Genomic DNA, 17,489 nt, shown 5'->3' with positions numbered 1-17,489 from the left:
GGCTGCTGCACGCAGCCCGCCCGGCGCTTCGAGGACGGACAGGACCGGGGCCCGCTCAGCCCTGGTACGGCTTGGCGGCCAGGATCTTCACCGAGGCCTTCTTGCCGTTCGGCATCTCGTACTCCGCGTTCTCGCCGACCTTCTTGCCGTTCACACCCGTGCCGAGCGGCGACTGCGGTGAGTACGTCTCGATGTCGGTGCTCGCGTACTCGCGGGAGGCCATGAGGAACGTGAGGGTGTCGTCCGCGTCGCCGTCGAACGCGATCGTCACGACCATGCCCGGCTCGACGATCCCGTTGTCGGCCGGAGCCTCGCCCACCTTGGCGTTCTGCAGGAGCTGGGTCAGCTGGCGCACCCGCAGCTCCTGCTTGCCCTGCTCCTCCTTGGCCGCGTGGTACCCGCCGTTCTCCTTCAGGTCCCCCTCCTCGCGGGCAGCCTCGATCTTCTGGGCGATCTCGACGCGCGCGGCACCAGACAGGTAGTCCAGCTCGGCCTTGAGCTGGTTGTACGACGCCTGGGTGAGCCAGGTGACGTTCTCGCTGGTCTGGGTCACAGGTGCTCCTCGTAGGTACTGGGAATACAAAGCAACGCCCTACTCAGAAGGATGTGCCTTCTTGGGTGGGCGAAACCACGAGCCTAACAATTCCGTGGCGTCAGGGCAGGACGAAAGGCATCAGAATTACATCGTCGCAGGTCAGCGACGTGAACCGGGAGGGAAGCCGGGGAGGGTCAGACCCGGATCAGGCATGGACCGACAGGGACCACGCCTGTCAGCTGCCGTCGGCCGTACAGCCGACCAGCTCCGCGCTCGTCGCGCTCGCGGTCGTACGGACCGTCACGACCCGGTCGATCCGTGTCTCGGCACCGTCGAAGCGGACGTCCTTGCGGCCCACCTCGGCGCCGTCCTCGGAGCGGGAACGGAGCGTGCACGTACCGGCCGCGTCCTTGTCCTTGCGGACCTCGAGATGGACCTCGACGGCGGTGGCCGATACCCGCTTGAATTTGATGAGCTCGCCCGAGACACTCTGGCCTGCCACATAGTCGTAACCGAACCACCCGACGAGCGCGAGCAGGCCGACGCCGAGCACCGAGCCGACGATCTTGAGCTTGCGGTCCGCACGCTCGTCCGACGAGCGGCCGTAACGGCCCTCGGGCAGGACCGGTGGGTGTACCGCCGTCATGATCATTCCTCTCCGGAATTTTCCGTCCCTCGATTCCGTCACTATAGAAGCCGCCCGATGCGACATATCACTGAGGACCGAGTCTTGACTGACCAGCTGCGTTTGATGGCCGTGCACGCCCACCCCGACGACGAGTCGAGCAAGGGCGCGGCCACCATGGCCAAGTACGTATCCGAGGGGGTGGACGTGCTGGTCGTGACCTGCACAGGAGGCGAGCGCGGCTCCATCCTCAACCCCAAGCTCCAGGGGGACACCTATATCGAGGAGCACATCCACGAGGTGCGCAAGAAGGAGATGGACGAGGCCCGGGAGATCCTCGGCATCCGGCAGGCGTGGCTCGGTTACGTGGACTCGGGGCTGCCCGAGGGCGACCCGCTGCCGCCGCTCCCCGAGGGCTGCTTCGCCCTGGAGGACATCGACGAGGCGGCCGGCCGGCTCGTGCGGATGATCCGCGAGCAGCGGCCGCAGGTCATCACGACGTACGACGAGAACGGCGGCTATCCGCACCCCGACCACATCATGACCCACAAGATCTCGATGGTGGCCTTCGAGTCGGCGGCCGACGCCGAGAAGTACCCCGAGGCCGAGTTCGGGCCGGTGTGGCAGCCGCGGAAGCTGTACTTCAACCAGGGCTTCAACCGTCCCCGTACGGTCGCGCTGCACGAGGCCCTGCTGGCGCGCGGTCTGGAGTCCCCGTACGCGGAGTGGCTGGAGCGCTGGAAGGAGTTCGGGCGCGAGGAGCGGACGCTGACCACGCATGTGCCGTGCGCCGACTTCTACGAGATCCGTGACAAGGCGCTCATCGCGCACGCCACGCAGATCGACCCCGACGGCGGCTGGTTCCGCGTTCCGATGGACATCCAGCGGGAGGTCTGGCCGACGGAGGAGTACGAGCTGGTGAAGTCGCTCGTCGATACCTCCCTCCCCGAGGACGACCTCTTCGCGGGCATCCGCGACAATGCCTGATATGTATGCGACCCAGGCAGTGACGCAGCTCGTCCCGCTCGCGAAGGAGCTGGACGAGAACAAGGTGACGCCCGGCGTGCTCGGCTTCATCGTCTTCGCCGTGATGGCGGGCGCCGTGTGGCTCCTGATGAAGTCGATGAACCGGCACATGGGCAAGGTCGACTTCGAGGAGAAGCCGGCGGACGAGGCGCAGACGCCCGTGGCGTCGGTGGGCGACCGGCGGACGACGTAAGGCGTAACTTCGCAAGGCGTAACTTCGCAAGGCGTACGCGCTTCCGCGGCGCGCGCCCTCGCGGTGGGCGCCTCTGTCCCACCCGCCTTCGTGCTCCCGCCGGCCGCCCTTCGGGGCGTGTGGTCAGCGGGAGTGTTCGGCTTCCCTGACGAGGGTGGTCCCGGGGGCGGACACCGGCCGCGCCGGGTGGGCGCGGCGCAGGAGATCCGGGATCAGCGTGAGGATGCCGAGCGCCGCCAGGACCGCGCCGAGCCACAGCGGGCCGCGCAGCCCGTACGCGTCGATGACCGGGCCCCCGGCGGACGTGGCGATGACGATGCCCAGCGTGATGAAGGACGAGTGGACGGTGTTCACCAGCGGCCTGGCATTGCCCGCGCGCTGCACCCGCGTGATCATCGCGGGATTCATGGTGACGCCGACGAAGCCGATGCCGAGCATGAACAGCACGGCGGCCACGGGCAGTTGGGCCAGCAGCGCGAAGCCGCCGAGGAATGCCAGGTTGAGGGCGAGCCCGGTGAGCAGGACCGTGACCGTGTGCCGGTCGGCGAGCCGCCCCACGACCGTGTTGCCGATGACGGTGGCGGCGCCGTACGCGATGAGCAGCAGCGGTACGGTCCCGCTGCCGAAGCCCGTGATCTCGGTGAGGATCGGGTTGAGATAGCTGAACGCCGCGAAGGTGGCGCCGATGATCAGGGTGCTGGTGGCGAAGGCCAGCCACAGCCTGCCGCTGCGGAAGGCACCCAGCTCCTGGCGGAGCCCGCCGGTCTCGGCGCGCTCCAGGCGCGGTATCCCGACGAGTGAGGCGAGCGCGGCGAGCACGGTCAGGACCGTGATGGCCCAGAACGCCGCGCGCCAGCCCAGCCGTTCGCCGATGAAGGTGGACAGCGGCAGGCCGAGGAGCGTGCCGAGCATCAGGCCGTTCATGGCGACGGCGATGGCGCGGCCGCGGATCTCCGGGCGGGCGAGCTGGACGCAGAGCGAGACGGCGACGCCGAAGAAAGCCTGCGAGGCGATGCCCGTCCCGACACGGGCGGCCAGCATGACGGCGTACGAGGTGGCGGTGGCGGCCAGTACGTTGCCGGCCAGGAAGATGCCGAACAGCACGAGCAGCGCGGCTTTCTGACGCATCCTCAGCACGGCGACGGTGAGGAAGGGGCCGCCGACGGCCATGCCCGCGGCGAAGGCGGTGATGAGGTAGCCGATCTGCGGGATGGTGGCGTCGAGGCCGTCGGCCATCTGGGGCATCAGTCCGGCGACGACGAATTCGCTGGTGACCATGGCGAAGATGCCCAGGGCCAGGAGATACACGGTACGAGGCATGAGCCGTCCGTTTCTTTTTTTAGATCGGTCAGTACAAAATATGGGCATGACTCGACGGCCCGGGGGCCGGGTGGTGGCTCAGGGATGGTGGGCCAGGGGTGGTGGGTCAGTGCGTGAGCGCGTCCATCGCGGTGCCGGCGATCGACTCCAGCGTGGGCCGGTCGGCGCCGCCCTGCGCCGACACCCGCATCCCGCCGATCACGGCCACCAGGAAACGGGCGAGCGAGCCCGCGTCCCGGGTGGAGGTGAGGTCACCGGCGCGCTGTCCGTCCTCGATCGCGGCCCGCAGCGAGGCCAGCCGGCGACCGGTGTCCCGCTCCAGCATCCGGTCCGACTCCTCGTCGCGCCCGGCTAGTTCGACGGTGGTGTTGACGGTGAGACAGCCCAGACTGCGGCCGTCCCCGCGGTTCTCGAACTCGGCGTCGACGATCGACGCGAACAGCGCGCGCAGACGCTCCACGGCCGGCCGCTCCGGGTCGTCCAGGATGGCGAGCTGATTCGACGTCGTGGTCTCGATGTAGCGGGCCAGGGTCCGCCGGAACAGGTCCTGTTTGCTGCTGAAGGTGTTGTAGATGCTGCTGCGGCCCAGGCCGGTGACATCGCAGAGGTCCTGGGTCGAAGTGGCCTCGTAGCCGTTCGCCCAGAAGGCGCGCATCGCCGCGTCCAGGGCCCGTTCCTCGTCGAAAGTCCTCGGTCGGGCCATGGTCAGGGACCGTAGCATGTTGTGTAACGTACGGTCCATAACCACGCCCACACCCACGCCCGCGCCCACACCCACGACCATGGCTGTGCCCGCGGCCCGGCCGCGGGGCTCAGGCGCCGACCGCCTCCACCGGGACGCCCATCACCTCGCGCGCGTGCCGGTTCGGCACCATCCCGAGACGCCACGCCTGCCAGCCGTCCTCCAGCGCGACGCCGCGCTCCAGCATCACCGCGAACGTCTCCGCACACTCCTCCACCTTGCCGTCGCGCGACGGGTGCCGCGCGGCCGTCAGCTCGGCCAGCTCCTGCTCCGCCACCACGGACCCGACCTCGACACCGCCCGCCGAGCCGTACGGCAGCAGTGTGCAGCGCAGGAAGCGGGCCCAGTCGGCGCCGCGATCGTCGCCGTACGAGGTGAACAGCGCCGTCGCCTCGTCGCACAGGACCAGTGCCTGGGCCGCCTTGCTGTTGCCCGCGTCGATGATCGCCAGCTCCAGACAGGTCCAGGCCTCGCCGTGCGCGACGCCGATCCGGCGGAAGTCCGCGCGGGCGTCGACGAGCAACTGCCGCGCGAAGCCCGAGTTGCGGAGATTGCCGGTCTGGGCGGCCCGCTGGTCGCGGGTGACCCGGCCCGAGTGGTGCCGGGCGCAGGCCAGTCCGTACACGTCGCGCATCCGGGAGAACATCGAGCGCGCCCGCTCCAGTTCGCGTACGGCCTGAGCGGCGTCCCCGCACTCCTCCAGCGCCTGGCCCAGGTAGTACAGGGTCCACGCCTCGCCGCGCGCGTCCTCGTTGTCCCGGTGCCTGGCCAGGGCCTGGCGGAACTGGTCGGCCGCCGACTCCGGTTCACCGTCGACCAGCCGGGCGCGCGCCAACTGGGTCAGCGCCCAAGCCTCCCCGCGGCCGTCGCGGGTGCGCCCGTACAGATCCATCGCCTGCCCCAACTCCCGCTCGGCGCGCGGGACATCGCCCAGCCGCAGACAGACCTGGCCGAGCTGGAAATGCGTCCACGCCTCGCCGTGCAGCGACTCGCCCTCACGGTGCAGGACGAGCGCCGTCGCCAGCAGCGCGACCGCCTCGGTGAGATTCGCCCGGTCGCGCTCGACGGCCGCCAGCGCGTGCAGCGTCCAGGCGCGGTCGGTGCCGAGTTCCGCCGGGGCCTGGAGGTCCAGCGCCTCGCGCAGCTTCGCCGACGCCTCGGTGAGATTGCCCTGGTGGTGCAGCGTGATGCCCAGCGAGCAGAGCGCGCGGGCGACGCCCGCGTCGTGGTGCGCCTCGCGGTAGAGGTCGACCACGGACGTCAGGGTCGTCTTGGCCTTGTCCAGCTCACCGAGCTGCCGGGCCGCGATACCCGTACGCCACTGCACCGAGCGGGCCAGCAGTCCCTGGTCGACCGCCTGCGTCAACTCGCTGATCTCACCGAGCCGGTAGAGGTCCCCGCGCAGCAGGCAGTAGTCGCAGAGCGCGCCCAGCAGGCTCAGCACGGCCGCCTGGTCGACACCCTCCGCGTGCCGCAGCGCGGCGGTGATGAAGCTCGACTCGTCGTCCAGCCAGCGCAGCGCGGCGTCCAGCGAGGAGAAACCGTGCCCGCCGAACTGGTCGGCGCGCGTGGACGTCTTGCCGTCGACCAGCCGGATCACGGAGTCGGCCAGCTCCGAGTAGTTCTGGATCAGCCGCTCCTGCGCGGCCGTACGGTCGGCGGCCTCCTCCTCGTCCAGCAGCCGGGCGAGCGCGAAGTTCCTTACGACGTCGTGGAGTCGGTAGCGGCTCGCGCGAACATGGTCGATCAGGCCCGCGCGCGAGAGCACGGTCAGCAGCCGCCCGGCCTCCTGCTCGTCCGTCGCCAGCAGCGAGGCGGCGGCAGCGGCGCCGAGCGAGGCGCGCCCGGCCAGCGCGAGACGCCGCAGCAGCCTGCGCGCCGGCTCGCTCTGGTCGGTGTAGCGCAGCCACATCGCGCGCTCGGCCGGGTCGACCGGGCCGTACGCCTCCAGGTCCGTGGCCAGCTGCGGCGACGTACGCGAACCGAGCGACGAGCCCGCGATACGCAGCGCCAGCGGCAGACCGCCGCACAGCTCGCCGATCCTGTCGATGGTCTGCGCGTCGTACGGCCCGCCCACCGGCTCCTCGCCGGCGGCCCGCAGCAACTCCTCGCAGCCGGCGCCGTCCAGCGCCTCCACCGGCAGCTGGTGCACCCACGCCGGGGTGTCCGGTGCCAGCTCGACGGGCTGACGCGTCGTCACCAGCACCAGGCTGTCGGAGCGTTCGGGGATCAGGGTGGCTATCTGCTCCGCGTCGGAGGCGTCGTCGAGCACGATGGTGACCGGCAGACCGGTCAGATGCTGGTGGTACAGCTCGCTCAGCCGCCGTACCTGCTGCTCGGCCGACGACCGCTCACGGAACAGCAGTTGCTCGCGGGGCGCGCCGAGCCGGTTCAGCAGATGCAGCAGCGCGTCCCGGGTCGACAGCGGCGCCTCGCCCGCGTCGCCGCCCCGCAGGTCCACGACGCACGCCCCGCGGAACTGGTCCTTGAGCTGGTGCGCCGCCCGCACGGCCAGCGTGGTCCGGCCGGAGCCCGGCACGCCGTACAGCACGACGACCGTCGGCCTGGTCTCCGTCGACGCGCGGGCCGCGTGCACCCAGCGCGCGATCTGCCCGATCGCCTCGCGCCGGCCCGCGAACGGGCCGTCGGACGAGGGGAGATGACCGAAGGACTGCTCAAGCACGCTGCGCCTGCGCGCGGCGGCGCTGCGGTCGGATCCGCGCAACTGCGGTGCGACGGTGGGTTTCTTGGTCGTACGCCGGGTCGCCTGGGTCAGGACGCGCTGCTGGTCCAGATACGGGCGGATGCCGCGTACCTCCAGCGCCGTCAGCCACTGAAGCCGCAACTGCTCGACGTCCCGCGCCTGCCCCGCCGCCCCGGCACGGCCGCCCGGGCGTCCCGCCGAGGCCACCTTGGCGACGCCCGTCGCCGTACCGACGACCGCGACGATCACACCCGTGCCGACGGCCGTGCCGGTACCGGTGCCGAGCCCGACATCGGCGGCGACGGCGGAGGCGGCGGCAACGCCCGCCACCAGCAGGGGCGTTCGCAGCGCGCCGCCGCCCAGCCGCTCGCCCAGGGTCCGCCGTTCGGCGGCGGCCCGGTCGAGCGCCGCCTCGTACAGCGCGTACTCGTCCTTGGCGGACTCCGCGACGGCCTCCAACGCGCCCCGCCCGCGCGCCAGAAGGACATTCCCGTCGATCCGCCCGCCCGAACGCCGCACCTCCTCCTCGACGGCGCGTACCAACAACCTCTCGGCCTCGCCCCGATGGCTGTCCCGCATATGCATCCCCCTCCGAGAGCATCCGGTGCTTCGGCGTGCCCCGCGCCAGTGTGCTGCGTGGGGCGCGCGAGCGCGAGGCGGCCTGCCGGGCCCGCGGCGGCCGATGTCGCCGCTCCGCGCCGGGCGCCTGCGCGCGAACTGATGCGTACGTGTGCCCGTACGTCTTGCCCGCCCGGGGCCTTCGTTACGCCCGCGGCGGAAAGGGGCAGGTCGGTGGTCCGCCGCGTGGCCCGGGGGAGGGGCCGCGGCTTACGCTCGGGACGCCGGGTGCCGGTGCCGTTCCACAGCTACGGAGGAATCATGGGTGAAGGCGTTCTGCGTGCCGTTCCCGGTCCGGGCCCCGGCCGGGACAGCAAGGCCGATGAGCCGCTGATGCGCGATCTCGTGGGGGCCGCGCTGCGGCGGGCACGGCTGCGGCAGGGGCGGACGCTGCGGGACGTCGCCGACCGGGCGCAGGTCTCGCTGCCGTATCTGTCGGAGATCGAGCGCGGGCGCAAGGAGCCGTCGTCCGAGGTGCTGGCGGCCGTCTGCCGGGCGCTCGGGCTGCAACTCGTCGACCTGGTGGGCGCGTTGCACATCGACCTGACGTCGACGACGACGGTGACGGTCTCCGTGACGGCCAGGGCGCCGGGCACGGCGAACTGGGGACAGCCGCGCCGCGACGCCGGGCGCCGGGGCGGACAGGCCACGCTGACGCTGCTCGCCGCCTGAGAGTCCGCGCGTACGGTACGGGGTCCGCACCCCCGTGCCGGGCCCCGCACCGTACGTCGACCGGCCGACGCGTCGACCCGCCGATCTGCCGACCGTCGGCTCAGCGCCCGCGTTCCGCCAGTTCGCGGGTCGTGATCACGCCGTCCACCAGGCCGTACTCCTTCGCCTGCGCCGCCGTGAAGTACTTGTCCCGGTCGGTGTCCTCCCGCAGCCGCTCCACGCTCTGACCCGTGTGGTGCGCCAGGATGTCCTCGATCTCGGCCCGCGTCCGCAGCACCTCCGCCGCCTGGATCTCCAGGTCCGCCGCCTCGCCCTGACCCTGGGTGGACGGCTGGTGCAGCAGCACCCGTGAGTGCTGGAGTGCCGTCCGCTTGCCGGGCGCACCCGCCGCGAGGAGTACGGCGGCGCCGGAGCCCGCCTGGCCGAGACAGACGGTCGCGACGTCCGCCCGGACGAACTGCATCGTGTCGTAGATCGCGGTCAGCCCGGTGGCCGCGCCGCCGGGGGAGTTGATGTAGAGATGGATGTCCAGCTCGCTGCTCTCGTGGTCGAGATGGAGCATCTGCGCCATGATCACGTTCGCGACGCCGTCGTCGATCGACGTACCGAGGAAGATGATCCGCTCGGAGAGCAGCCGGCTGAAGACGTCGTAGGAGCGTTCGCCGTTCGGAGTCCGCTCGACGACGACGGGGACGGTGTACTGCCCGCTCATGCCGCCGCCCCCTTCCGCGCAGCGCCGAAGCCGAACCCGAAGCCGAGGCCGCTCGCCGTGTCGCCGCCCAGCTCGCCCGCGCTCCGTACGACCCGGTCCACGAACCCGTACTCCTTCGCCTGCTCCGCCGTGAACCACCGGTCCCGCCGCTGGTCGGCCGCGACCGTCTCCAGACTCTGCCCGCAGTGCTCCGCGATCAGCTTCTGCATGGTCAGCTTGGTGTACGCGAGATTCTCGGCCTGTACGGCGATGTCGGCCGCCGTCCCGCCGATCCCGCCGGACGGCTGGTGCATCATGATCCGCGCGTTCGGCAGGGCGTAGCGCTTGCCGGCCGTCCCCGCGCAGAGCAGGAACTGGCCCATGCTGGCGGCGAATCCCATCGCCAGCGTCGCGACGTCGTTCGGGATGAACCGCATGGTGTCGTAGATGGCCATCCCGGCGAGGACGGAACCACCCGGGCTGTTCACGATCAGGACGATGTCGCTCTTGGGGTCCTCCTGCGACAGGAGCAGCAACTGGGCGCAGATCCGGTTGGCGATCGCGTCGTCCACCTGTTCACCGAGCACCAGGATCCTGCCGTGCTGCAGGCGCCCGGCGATCTGGTCGTCGAACGGCCCCGCACCGGCCTCCGCCGCGCCCCGTGGAACGGTCGAGAGCATGTCTTCCTCCATCACCCGGCCCCCGACGGCGAGCACTCACCCACCTCGGCCGGTCCCTCCACCCTGCGGACCGGGCGCCGACGGAAGCGAGGAATTCTGCCCTGCGGAGATCTCCTGCCGGCAGAGCGTCGCTACTCCCAGCCGTCCGGCCGCGGACCGCCCCGGTCCGCGGACGTCGACAGGACCTCGCAGCCCATGCGCCGCGCCGCGTCGAACAGCGCGTCCCGTGCGCGCCTTCCGTCGCCGGGCGGGTACGCGATACGGATCTGGTGGCCGTACGCGGTCTCGTAGGTCAGCCGCCAGTCGAGATCCGTCGCGGCGAAGTGATCCTGCCGCGCCCCGTCCTCGTCCATGTCGTCGTCGTCGCCGCCGTCCTCCTCCGCCGCCTCGTTGAACGAGCCGCGGTCGGCCGTCGGCGCGAGCGCGTCGCGCAGGACGCGCAGCCGCTCGGCGTACGGCAACTCCCCCTCGGACAGCCGGACATAGACATGGACGCGTTCGCGGAACGGATCGAACCAGGGCGTGGGCTCCACCGGCCCGCCGAAGACCGGGGTGTGGATACGGCCGGTCAGCCACCCGTGCAGGAACCCCACCGCGCCCTGCTCGTGGGCGGAGTGGTACCAGCCCCGGGGATTCCACGCGACCACCGTCCAGCTGTCCGGCTCCCCGGCCGTCAGCCAGCACAGCCTGTCCCCGTTGTCCGTCCCGGCCCACGGCAGCAGTCCGCCCGGCTCGGGGTAGAAGGAGTACGGGCACCGCTCGGGGTACGCGTCGCGGAACGGGCCCTCCTGCTCCAGCAGCCGCCGAGCCATGGGTATCAGCAGGTCGGGCGTGCCGAAGGGGTGCAGGGGTGAGATGAAGTCGGCGAACTGGCCACGGCCGTAGCGACCGACAAGTGCCTTGAAGTCGGCGGGCAGTTCACGCTCCAGCGCGGCCTCGACCCGCCCCCAGTCCCCGGCCGCGTCCACCGGCTCGATGGGCGGTGGTACGAGGCGGACCAGGTCGTCGATCGTCGTCATGGTCGCGAGTGTAGGGAGAGCCAGTTGTACTTGCCGCTCCGTCTTACGCATCGCGCGTAGATGTGCAATCTTGTCTGCATGACCGGCAGTGCCGCGCACACAAGCCTCAACTGACGCCCAGTCAGGGTGAGTTGGGGATTCCGTGCCGATCGGCGCAACCGGACATGCTACGCGCGTAGTTGACCTCACCGTCCCCCACCGAAGAGGAAATTACAGTGAACAAGACCCTCAGAAGCACCGCGATCGGCGCCGCCGCCCTCGCCCTGGCGTTCTTCTCGTCCCCCGCCCTGGCCCAGGCCGCCCCCGCCCCCGCCGATGCCAAGGCCCCGGTCGGCGCGCTCGCCAAGCTCAGCCACGGCACCGCCGCCGCGCAGCTCAGCAACGCCGGCATCGGCATCCGCTCCAGCGGCGGCTGTTCGGACCGCAACAACCCGACCTGTACCTCCCTCGACCAGGTCAACTCCGCGACGATCCAGGGCGCGATCACCCTCAAGGGCGCCACCGGCTGCGCGATGACCGTCACGGGCGGCACGGAGACGGGCCACGCCTCGGGCACCTACAGCCACTGGAACGGCTACAAGCTCGACTTCGCCATGTCGAGCTGCCTGACCAACTACATCACCGGCACGTTCACGTCCATCGGCGGCAGCAAGTGGCAGTCGGGCTCGGGGAACGTGTACTACAACGAGGTCAACCACTGGGACGTGACCTACCACAACTGCGGCGGCTGCTGACCGCTCCCGCCCCCGACACACGGAAACACGGAAACCCGCGGAGAGATCCGCAGGGCGCTCCCTCGCACACGGGGGCGAGGGCGCGCCCTGCGGGGACCCGGGTGGACCACTCGGGAACGGGGCCGCGTCAGCTCCGTGGCCGCCCGGTCTCGATCCAGTAGCCGGCCGCACTCCGGTCCGGCCTGCGGCGCAGCGGGTCACGGAACAACCTGGTGCCCACCCCGAGGGGCACGACCACCAGGACGTACACCACGGGCGCCAGCACACCGGCCGCAAGGCGACGTGTACGGGACATCGGCACTCTCCTCCTTCGTCCTCCCGAGCGGTGCTCGGCCTTCCTCGGATGTCTCTCGCCGCGGGACCCCTCAGTCGAGCGGGATCTCGTCACGCCAGTCCCCGCTCTCCGTCCACTGCGGCTGCTCGCTCTTGCGCAGCAGCAGTCCGCCCAGGGCGAGCGTGTCGATGTTCGTACGCATGAAGCACCGGTACGCGTCCTGCGGCGTCGCCACGATCGGCTCGCCGCGGACATTGAACGAGGTGTTCACCAGCACCGCGCACCCGGTCAGCGCCTTGAAGTCGGAGAGCAGCCGGTGCAGGCCCGGGTGGCCGTCGCGGTCCACCGTCTGGACGCGGGCGGAGAGGTCCACATGCGTGACCGCCGGAATCGCCGAGCGGGTCGTCCGCAGCCGGTCGAGCCCCTTCGCCTCCTCCCCGCCGCCCTCCTCCCCGCCGCCCTCCTCCCCGCTGCCCTCCGCCGCCGGACCGCCGCGCCGCTGCGCCTCGGCCAACCGCGCCACCAGCAGCATGTACGGGCTGGGCTGGCGGAGTTGGAAGTACTCCTCGGTGTCCTCGGCGAGCACGATCGGCGCGAACGGGCGGAACGACTCCCGGAATTTGATCTTCTGGTTCATCGCCGACTGCATCGCGGGATCACGCGCGTCGCCCAGGATGGAGCGGCAGCCCAGCGCACGCGGGCCGAACTCCATACGGTCCTGGAACCAGCCCACGACCCGGCCCTCGGCCAGCTCCGCCGCGACCTCCCTGGACAGCTCCTCGGGCTCCAGCCGGGTGTGGGGCAGACCGGCCTCCTCCAGGAACGCCTGGATCCGGTCGTCGGTGAACCCGGGCCCGAGCCGCGCGCCACGCATCGCGTCACGCCCCGCCCGCACATGGGCCCGCCCCCCGGCCTCGGGGGCGGCCAGCATCGCCGCACCCAGCGCGCCACCGGCGTCGCCCGCCGCGGGCTGCACCCAGACCTCGTCGAAGATCCCCTCCTCGACGATGCGGCCGTTGGCCACGCAGTTCAGCGCCACCCCGCCGGCCAGGCAGAGCCGGGACTCGCCGGTGCGCTCCCGCGCCGTCCGGGCCAGCCCGAGCATGATCTCCTCGGTCACCTGCTGCACCGACGCCGCCAGGTCGAACTCCCGCTCGGTGAGCGGGGACTCCGGCTCGCGGCGCGGCCCGTCGAACAGCTTCTCGAAGGCGCGCCCCGTCATGACCTGCCCGAGCAGGAACTCGAAGTACCGCGTGTCGAGCCGGAAGGACCCATCCGGCTTCACATCGACCAGGCGCTCCCTGATCAGCGGCGCGTACGTCGGTTTCCCGTACGGAGCGAGGCCCATCAGCTTGTACTCGCCGGAGTCGACCTTGAAGCCGCAGAAGTAGGTGAACGCCGAGTACAGCAGCCCCAGTGAGTGCGGGAAGCGCAGCTCGGCCAGCGGCTCGACCCGCCCCTCGACGCCGCGCCACAGGGAGGTGGTGGTCCACTCGCCCACCCCGTCCACGCACAGCACGGCGGCCGACTCGTACGGGCTCGGCAGGAACGCGGACGCCGCGTGCGACTCGTGATGGCGGTAGTAGACGACCGGGGGTACGGCCCCGAGATCCAGTCCCCGCAACTGCTCCCGGACGGTGTCGGTGGCCCGCCGCTTCCACGCCAGCCACTCGGGGAACACCCGGCGGAACGTGCCGTAGCCGCGCGGGGCGGTGCCCACCTGGGTCCACCACACGCGCCGGAACTTCAGGCCGGGGTCCTCGTAGTACGCGATCCGGTCGAGGTCGTCGAGTTTGGCCCCCGCCTCCGTCAGGCAGTAGCGGACCGCGTTCGCCGGGAACGACGGGTCGTGACGGCGCCTGCTGAACCGCTCCTCCTGGGCGGCGGCCACGATGGAACCGGAGTCGACGAGCGCCGCGGCGCTGTCGTGGTAGTAGGCGGAGATACCGAGTGCGGCGGTCATGGGTCACCTGTTCTCTCGGGCCGTGCCGGGGACACGGGCGGCTCTCCCGCGCCCGCCGCCGGAGCGCAGCGCGGCGTACAGCCTGGCGGCCGGGCCCCCGGGCGGGTTCAGCGATCGGTAACCCACCCGCAGCCGCGCCCAGGCGGCCTCCTGCTGGTGCGGTCCGAGAAGTCGCGGAAGGTCGGTCAGATAGCTGTCGATGGCGTCGACGGCCCACGCGGAGTGGCCGGTCGCCACGTTGTCGATGGTGTTGTGGAGATCCACGAACTGGCTGCTGTATCCGTAGTGCCGCAACGCCACCGCGGCGCTGCGGTAGCCGCCGCCCACGCCGGACAGCTCCATGGCCAGGTTCAGCCCCAGGATCTCCGGCAGGAACGTCTGCGGGAACCGGCTGACGCACAGCCAGTACACCGGGGTCGCGAACGACTCGTCGTCGAAGCCCGGCCACGCGGCGAACTCGGCGGAGTCCGTGGGCGGCAGGTCCACGCCCATCTCGGCGAGCAGGGCGCGGTAGATGCGGGGGTGGTTCAACTCCCGGTCGCCGTTGCCCAATTCGTCCCAGTAGGTGCGGAAGAGGAAGTGGCCGTACGGCGACGAGGCGTGCCGGTAGTCCGTGAACCCCCGCAGCCAGCCCCCGTCGATCATGATCAGCGGGGCGAGCTGGAGGGTGGACTCGATCAGCTCCTCGCGGGACGGCAGGTCCGGCGCGGCCTCGTCGAGCCGCCGCGCGTGCCCGTCGTGGGCGCTGCCGAGCCAGTCCCGGAGCCCCGAATCACGGTTCCAGAGGGTCGGCGGCAGCCCCGCGACGCGGTCGAGCCGATAGCGCGACCTGGCCAGCCACCGTTCGGTGTAGGCGAGCGCGAACCGGCGCAGCCGCGGGGAGTCGCGCCGGCTCAGCAGCACCCGGTACGCCTCCCGCAGCGAGCGCGGATCGAACGCGGTCGGGTCCGGTGCCTCGTCGGTGCTGAGCGAGGTGGCGGGTGAGGTGCCGCGTGGGGTGCCGGGCGGGGTGCCGGGCGGGGTACGAGGCCCGGTACGAGACCCGGTACCGGTCCGGGCGGTCTCCCCGGCCGGGTGGCCGGGCGCGACGGGAAGGTTCCAGCCGTGCCGTGCCTCGTGCAGCGCGCGGTCACCGTCCTCGGGGCTGTCCGCCGCCCGCGCCCGTTCGCGCTCCGGCAGCCGGGCGATCCACCGCCGCAGCACCTCCAGCTCGTCCTCGGTGAAGACCCGGAACATCGGACCCCGTTCGCCGACGAGCCCGTTCACCAGGGGACTTCTCTCGGGCCGCCCCGGACGGACCAGCGGGCTGCGGGCCAGCGCGTCCAGGAACGGCCCCGGGCCGGCCTCCAGGTCCTGGAACCAGTCGGCGAGCGGGCGCCCCTCCAACTGGTACGCGGCGTGGTAGACGGACGCGGGTCTGGCCCGGGTGCGGATCAGACGCCAGATGTCGTAGTCCGGGTGCCGGCCCAGTGCCAGCTGGGCCAGCAGGTCGTCCGACCAGTACGACAGCTCGGCGAGCGCCCAGTCGAAGCCCTGCCGCACCCGTTCCCCGGGCCGGTCGCCCGCCACCGGGGGCGGCTGGGCCAGCAGGGCGCGTACGGCTGCGCCCGAGAGGTCGACTCCGGACTCCGCCCAGCCCGCGCGGGCGGCGCCGAGGTCCAGTTCCCGCGCCGCGTCCCCGTCCACCTCGCGCCCCACGAGGCCGCCGAGCGGCGGCGGCAGCCCGGCCGCCCGCAGACACAGGTCGGCGCCGAGCAGTTCCGGAAGGAAGTGCTCCGGCAACCGGCTCATGGCGAGCAGCATGCCGGGCAGCCGGAAGCCGGCGCTCTCCAGCTGCTCGCTGCCCGCGAGACGCATCCCGGGCGTGATGTCGGCCAGTCGGTGACGACCCAGCAGGGCGCGGTAGGAGGCCCCCCGGTCGGCGTCCGGCAGTCCGACGCCCACGTCGCAGGCGTACAGCGACAGCACGCGCAGCGCCCACTCCGACTCCGCGTTGTCGGCGCTCGACAGCCACTGGAGCCAGGCCCCGGCGGACAGACAGAGCGGGGCGCAGTTGAGCAGCACGCGGCGGACGGCGGGCGGCCGGTCCTCGCCCTCGATCGGGTCGAGGACCTCGTGGAAGCGCCGCGTCTGCTCCTCGGCCCAGCTCCGGGCCCGCTCGATCAGATCGTCCGGTGTGCCCGGCACACGGGACGGGGACGGGCCGGGCGGCGCCGGGCCGGCCAGGGCGGCGCGCAGGGCCCCACGGGCATCGCCCAGTGGAAGTGGGCCCTCGGGGTCGAGTGCCCGGGTGTAGAGGGCACGGTGGTCCAAGGGGGACATGGCGGTGGGTGAGGACACGGTGTGACTCTGCTCCCGGTCAGGACATCGGGTAGATGGTGCTGTCACCGCGGCGCTTGCGCGCCCGGCGGCGGCGCCGGAAGAAATCCGCGATCTTTCGGAACATCAACGCACTCCCTTGTTCGAGCCTGCTCTGACTTGTCCGTGCGGGACCGCCGCCGCGCGTGCGGCACGCGGGCGTACGGAAGACGGGCGGGGCGTACGGGGCGGGGCCACGGAGCACCGGTAAGGAAACGCGCGTACGGAACACGCGTACGGAGTACGGGTACGAGCCGTACGCCGGTCTCCGGGCCAGGCCCGGTGATCGCTCAGGGGCGTCGGGGCGCGCCGGCGAGGTCGAGATCCGACCTCATCGCGTCGGCCACCGTGCGGTAGCCCTCATCGGTGAGGTGGAGAGAGTCCACGAATAGCCAGTTGTCGGCGGCGGGTGCGGAACCCAGGGACCTGTTCAGGTCGAGGAACGCGATGTCGCGCTCCTTGCACATGGCCTCCAGGGCCGGCCCGTAGCCCTCGTGCACCTCCGCGTCGAGGACCAGCGAGAACAGCTTGTCCCACACCCCGCCGCGCTCCTGGAGAAGCTGCCGCTCCTCGGCGGTGTACGGCTTGCGGGTCCAGGTGGACACGGGCTGGAGCGCGAAGTGGATCCGGGCGCCGGTGGGCGCGGCCAGCTCCGCCAGCCGGTCCAGGTCGCGGGCGATGATGCGTACCGCCAGTTCCAGCCGCTCGGCGGGTTCGGGAACCCGGTTCACCTCCGGCTCGCCGGGGTTCCCGGTGACCCGCCGGGCGGTTTTAGCCAGTTTGTCCAGCAGGGACTCGGGCTGCTCCAGCTCGGGCAGGCCCAGCCGCCGGGCGAACTCGCCCGAGTAGAAGAACTGTCCGTAGTCGTTGTCAGCCTTCGGCAGTCCCGCCAGGACCAGGTTGTTGAGCCCGGACATCACGACGATGTCCTTGATGACGGGCAGTTGATGGCGGTGCAACAGGAACGTGATCAATTCCTGGGTGGAGTTGAAGCCACTGCACGCCAGATTGAGCCAGGGCACCGAGTCGGGGCCAGCCGCGAGATGGGAGGCCACGGTCTCCTCGTCACAGCTCGCACCGAGGCCGAACGCCGGGGAGCCGCCGAGCAGCACGCTCACCGGCCCCTCGGGCAGATCACCCATCAAGGAGCGGGGACCGCTCGGGCCGTGGGAGATCCGGAATCCGCCGGCGTCGGTGTGGACGACGGGTGAGTCGAAACTCGCGTTGGAATGGAACATCAGATACGGAAGCCAGCGAAATCCCTCGCCGTCGCCCGCCATGACTCGTTCGTACTCTTTGCCCTGCAGGGCGACGTCTTCAAGATTCAATTCGATC

The 17,489-nt window shown here is 71.4% G+C and carries 16 protein-coding genes; 4 read left to right on the top strand and 12 right to left on the bottom strand.

Going from position 1 to position 17,489, the window contains the following annotated elements:
- Positions 1-55: 55 nt before the first annotated feature.
- Together greA and ACFUN8_RS12750 are read right to left on the bottom strand one after the other, a co-directional pair.
- Positions 56-553, bottom strand: coding sequence for a transcription elongation factor GreA (gene greA / locus ACFUN8_RS12755; protein WP_383635093.1), 498 nt, complete (start codon positions 551-553; stop codon positions 56-58).
- 217 nt (positions 554-770) lie between these two features.
- A complete protein-coding gene (locus ACFUN8_RS12750) occupies positions 771-1,181 on the bottom strand; it encodes a DUF4307 domain-containing protein (RefSeq protein WP_383635090.1) in 411 nt (136 codons plus the stop codon).
- 84 nt (positions 1,182-1,265) lie between these two features.
- Here ACFUN8_RS12750 and mca point away from each other — a divergent pair, with 84 nt between their 5' ends.
- Positions 1,266-2,147 carry a mycothiol conjugate amidase Mca gene (mca, locus tag ACFUN8_RS12745; protein WP_383635087.1) on the top strand — a complete coding sequence of 294 codons (882 nt, stop codon included), beginning with the start codon at positions 1,266-1,268 and terminating at the stop codon, positions 2,145-2,147.
- Positions 2,140-2,379, top strand: a complete 240-nt coding sequence (locus tag ACFUN8_RS12740; protein ID WP_383635084.1) for a hypothetical protein — start codon at positions 2,140-2,142, stop codon at positions 2,377-2,379. Before mca ends, ACFUN8_RS12740 begins: the two co-directional genes overlap by 8 nt.
- A 123-nt stretch (positions 2,380-2,502) precedes the next feature.
- Here the strand turns inward: ACFUN8_RS12740 and ACFUN8_RS12735 are convergent, their stop codons facing one another.
- The 3 genes from ACFUN8_RS12735 to ACFUN8_RS12725 form a co-directional block, all read right to left on the bottom strand.
- Positions 2,503-3,699, bottom strand: coding sequence for an MFS transporter (locus tag ACFUN8_RS12735; protein ID WP_383635082.1), 1,197 nt, complete (start codon positions 3,697-3,699; stop codon positions 2,503-2,505).
- Positions 3,700-3,805: 106 nt separating this feature from the next.
- Positions 3,806-4,402, bottom strand: coding sequence for a TetR/AcrR family transcriptional regulator (locus tag ACFUN8_RS12730; RefSeq protein WP_383635080.1), 597 nt, complete (start codon positions 4,400-4,402; stop codon positions 3,806-3,808).
- Positions 4,403-4,511: 109 nt separating this feature from the next.
- A complete protein-coding gene (locus ACFUN8_RS12725) occupies positions 4,512-7,724 on the bottom strand; it encodes a tetratricopeptide repeat protein (protein WP_383635078.1) in 3,213 nt (1,070 codons plus the stop codon).
- 300 nt (positions 7,725-8,024) lie between these two features.
- Between ACFUN8_RS12725 and ACFUN8_RS12720 the strand changes: the two genes are divergently transcribed.
- Entirely contained in the window at positions 8,025-8,435 is a 411-nt protein-coding gene (locus ACFUN8_RS12720) for a helix-turn-helix domain-containing protein (protein ID WP_383635077.1), read from the top strand.
- 100 nt (positions 8,436-8,535) lie between these two features.
- Here the strand turns inward: ACFUN8_RS12720 and ACFUN8_RS12715 are convergent, their stop codons facing one another.
- The 3 genes from ACFUN8_RS12715 to ACFUN8_RS12705 form a co-directional block, all read right to left on the bottom strand.
- Positions 8,536-9,147: an ATP-dependent Clp protease proteolytic subunit gene (locus tag ACFUN8_RS12715; RefSeq protein ID WP_383635075.1), complete on the bottom strand. Its 612-nt coding sequence runs from the start codon at positions 9,145-9,147 to the stop codon at positions 8,536-8,538.
- Positions 9,144-9,806, bottom strand: coding sequence for a ClpP family protease (locus ACFUN8_RS12710; protein ID WP_383635073.1), 663 nt, complete (start codon positions 9,804-9,806; stop codon positions 9,144-9,146). Before ACFUN8_RS12710 ends, ACFUN8_RS12715 begins: the two co-directional genes overlap by 4 nt.
- Before the next feature lie 131 nt (positions 9,807-9,937).
- Positions 9,938-10,825 (bottom strand): SMI1/KNR4 family protein, encoded by an 888-nt coding sequence (locus tag ACFUN8_RS12705; protein ID WP_383635071.1) that lies wholly within the window; start codon positions 10,823-10,825, stop codon positions 9,938-9,940.
- A gap of 209 nt (positions 10,826-11,034) precedes the next feature.
- On the opposite strand from ACFUN8_RS12705, the gene ACFUN8_RS12700 reads away from it, so the two are divergent.
- On the top strand, positions 11,035-11,559 hold the full coding sequence (locus ACFUN8_RS12700) for a hypothetical protein (protein WP_383635110.1): 525 nt from the start codon (positions 11,035-11,037) through the stop codon (positions 11,557-11,559).
- Between the two features lie 127 nt (positions 11,560-11,686).
- On the opposite strand, the gene ACFUN8_RS12695 is transcribed toward ACFUN8_RS12700, so the two are convergent.
- The 4 genes from ACFUN8_RS12695 to ACFUN8_RS12680 form a co-directional block, all read right to left on the bottom strand.
- Positions 11,687-11,854 (bottom strand): hypothetical protein, encoded by a 168-nt coding sequence (locus ACFUN8_RS12695; RefSeq protein ID WP_383635070.1) that lies wholly within the window; start codon positions 11,852-11,854, stop codon positions 11,687-11,689.
- A gap of 70 nt (positions 11,855-11,924) precedes the next feature.
- The gene (locus ACFUN8_RS12690) at positions 11,925-13,796 is read right to left on the bottom strand and encodes a carbamoyltransferase (protein WP_383635068.1); all 1,872 of its coding nucleotides are present in this window, start codon (positions 13,794-13,796) and stop codon (positions 11,925-11,927) included.
- A 3-nt stretch (positions 13,797-13,799) separates the two neighbouring features.
- On the bottom strand, positions 13,800-16,136 hold the full coding sequence (locus ACFUN8_RS12685) for an iron-containing redox enzyme family protein (protein WP_383635066.1): 2,337 nt from the start codon (positions 16,134-16,136) through the stop codon (positions 13,800-13,802).
- A gap of 308 nt (positions 16,137-16,444) precedes the next feature.
- Positions 16,445-17,482 carry an SGNH/GDSL hydrolase family protein gene (locus ACFUN8_RS12680; protein ID WP_383635064.1) on the bottom strand — a complete coding sequence of 346 codons (1,038 nt, stop codon included), beginning with the start codon at positions 17,480-17,482 and terminating at the stop codon, positions 16,445-16,447.
- Between the last annotated feature and the right edge of the window lie 7 nt (positions 17,483-17,489).

This window comes from Streptomyces sp. NPDC057307 (assembly GCF_042667665.1).
Lineage (GTDB): Bacteria > Actinomycetota > Actinomycetes > Streptomycetales > Streptomycetaceae > Streptomyces.
The sequence above is the reverse complement of the archived record's forward strand: the minus strand, read 5'-3'. Positions and strand labels throughout refer to the sequence as shown.